Annotated in this window: 2 protein-coding genes; one reads left to right on the forward strand and one right to left on the reverse strand. The window is 37.0% G+C overall.

Going from position 1 to position 2,844, the window contains the following annotated elements; translation table 11 throughout:
* Positions 1-585 precede the first annotated feature (585 nt).
* Positions 586-687, reverse strand: a complete 102-nt coding sequence (petM, locus tag F6K22_RS37695; RefSeq protein ID WP_063823346.1) for a cytochrome b6-f complex subunit PetM — start codon at positions 685-687, stop codon at positions 586-588.
* 47 nt (positions 688-734) lie between these two features.
* Between petM and pdxA the strand changes: the two genes are divergently transcribed.
* Entirely contained in the window at positions 735-1,775 is a 1,041-nt protein-coding gene (gene pdxA / locus F6K22_RS37700) for a 4-hydroxythreonine-4-phosphate dehydrogenase PdxA (protein WP_293109928.1), read from the forward strand.
* Positions 1,776-2,844 lie beyond the last annotated feature (1,069 nt).

Raw genomic sequence — 2,844 nt, forward strand, 5'->3', positions numbered from 1 at the left:
GATTGACTAATTATGAAAAATTTTTTCTTCTCTCTTGGGAGATTGGAGGCAAGCGTTTGCGCTTCGCAAAGCTTCGAAGTTCGCGTAGCGTCCCGGAGGGAACGGAGACCTCGCCATCCCATCCTAACGGACTGCTCCGCTTGCCGACCGCTCTCTTGGTTGATTGGAGGCAAGCGAGGGGACCTCGCCATCCCTCAACCGCTTTTTTCCCCTATCCAAGGGGAGGCGCATACCCACAATTTCTCGGTAAAATTTCTCTTCTGTTGCGTAGGTCGCAATAATTAATTCATTCTTTGAAGCACCCCACCAGAACAGATGGATAGTAAAATTTCTCTTCTGTTGCGTAGGTCGCAATAATTAATTCATTCTTTGAAGCACCCCACCAGAAGAGGTGGGTAGTGAAATTTTCCTACTGGACTGATACAGCTAGAACTGTGCAGAGCGCTTTTTTCCTAAGAGAAAAATTGATGGAGAGGTGGAGAGTAGCACATTTTGTTGTATTTCATATCAATATTCTCTGACGACAAAGAATTAGCCTTGCTCCACTCCCCCACTCCTTAAAAAAACTTTTTCAGCAAACTCTAATTATTCGCCTCCTTGTAATTTAAGTAAGAGGAAACCTCCTGCTAAACCAATCAAGATTACCGAAAAAGACAAAATTGCTGCATTGAAAATCTCACCACTCATGTTCTTAAAATACTCCTATACATTTTGTATCTGTATTTTAAGCCATTATGAAGACACCCGTAAGTGAAATAAAAAAGACAATTCCTCGTTTAGCAGTAACTATTGGAGACCCTGGAGGTATAGGGCCAGAAATAGTTCTGAAGGCTTTAGCAGATCCGAGTGTTACAGAAAATTGTGATTTGACAATAGTTGGTAGTCGTCAAATTTTGCAAGAAACCTATCAAAAATTATCTCTGGAAAAGCTGGTCAATTGGGAAAATTTGAAAATTTTAGATGTAGAATTTGATGGAAAATTAGAAGATATTTGTCTGGGTAAAGGTAATGCTGTGAGTGGGGAAGCTAGTTTTCGTTACATGGAAAAGGCGATCGCCCAGACTTTAGCTGGAGAATTTGATGGTATTGTTACTGCTCCTATTTCTAAGACTTGCTGGCAGATGGCTGGTCATAAGTATCCTGGTCAAACGGAACTTTTAGCAGAAAAAGCAGGAGTAAAAAAGTTTGGAATGTTATTTGTTGCCCGTTCGCCCCATAGTAATTTTGTACTTCGTTCTCTTTTAGTTACCACACATATACCATTAAGTCAAGTACCACTGGCTCTAACACCAGAGTTAATGAGTTGGAAATTAGAATTACTGGTGGAAAGTTTGCAAAAGGATTTTGGCATTTCTAGACCAAAAATTGCTATTGCTGGTTTAAATCCTCACAGTGGAGAAAATGGGCAATTAGGAATGGAGGAAAGGGATTGGTTAATTCCTTGGTTGAAGAAGGAAGGCGATCGCCTACCGAATATAGAGCTTTATGGACCAGTACCACCGGATACGATGTGGGTTAAACCTGGTCAAGCTTGGTTAGGTTTAGCAGCAAAGACTTACGATGCTTATTTGGCACTGTACCATGACCAAGGTTTAATTCCGGTAAAACTAATGGCTTTTGATTTAGCTGTTAATACTACGATTGGTTTACCATTTGTCAGGACTTCTCCGGATCATGGTACGGCATTTGATATAGCAGGTGAGGGTATTGCTGATGCTACAAGTATGAAAGCAGCAATAAAGTTAGCGAAAGAGTTAAGTTTACAAAGAATTTAAGTGGGTATATTTAATACCATTAATACCATTTCTCAAAAACTTTATCTATTTCAGAGTAGGGGACCTACCCCTAGCCCCTCCCAGGAGGGGGAGTAGTAGGGACGTTGCATGAAACGTCCGAGAGCGAGAAGTCAACATAAGAATAATTCACATTAAATTTGCTCAAATTACAAAAAAATTATTCGGCTTGTGTTAATTACTTAATTACTGAAGTATTACCTAAATATAGGATTATTTTGGGGAATTGGTATGAATTAAATGTTGAAAAAAATTGTAGGGGAGGCTTTAACTAAAAGGCTTGATATAAAGGCAATGTAGTTGATTAAACTTGCTCTACCTTAAGGGGTGAGAGTAGCTCAAAACTATTTTTGGATAGGGGTTAGGACTAAAATATGTATGTTAAAAATCAAACTTATTTAAGTTTTTTCCAGCAATTTTAAACTTTAGCAACCAACAAAATTATTCAGTTTATTGGATAACACAAAACTCTCAATTCTCAATTAAACATTAATATAGAAGGGTATGTAGGCTTTAGTGAAAATGTTGAAAAAAGAATAATAAATCACATAGTAAATGCCATAAAGAAAAATGAAAAAGCACCACTATACGAAGCTATTAGGAGAGAAGGATTTAAAAATTTTTCAGATATAATAGTTGAAGCAAGTTTAGACGAACTAAGTGTCTATAATCTAGAGTTCAGTTTAAGACCCCATGAAAGAATTGGGTATAATCGAACTCCAGGGGGTCATATTCTTCGTCTATTTTTATGCTTTACTCTCTATATTAAAGATAGTTTCAAGTTAGAAAAACAAGTTAAAAAAACAGAGAAATATATCAAATCCAAAAAGATAAATTTATATGAATAGTTTTACAGAAGGTAGTAGTTATTTAAGATGTTTATGAATTTATTACTGCCACGAAATGCCAACCCATAAAACTTTTTCACATACTTACTTTGTCATAGGGCTTTCCCGAAGAATGGCTAAAGAATCTTGATAAATATAAGAGTCTGCTCTTCCATGTTCACCCTCAAAAGTAATTCCTAATTTATCTTTCTTGAAAGTGTACC

It is taken from the genome of Okeania sp. SIO2F4 (assembly GCF_010672385.1).
GTDB lineage: Bacteria > Cyanobacteriota > Cyanobacteriia > Cyanobacteriales > Microcoleaceae > Trichodesmium.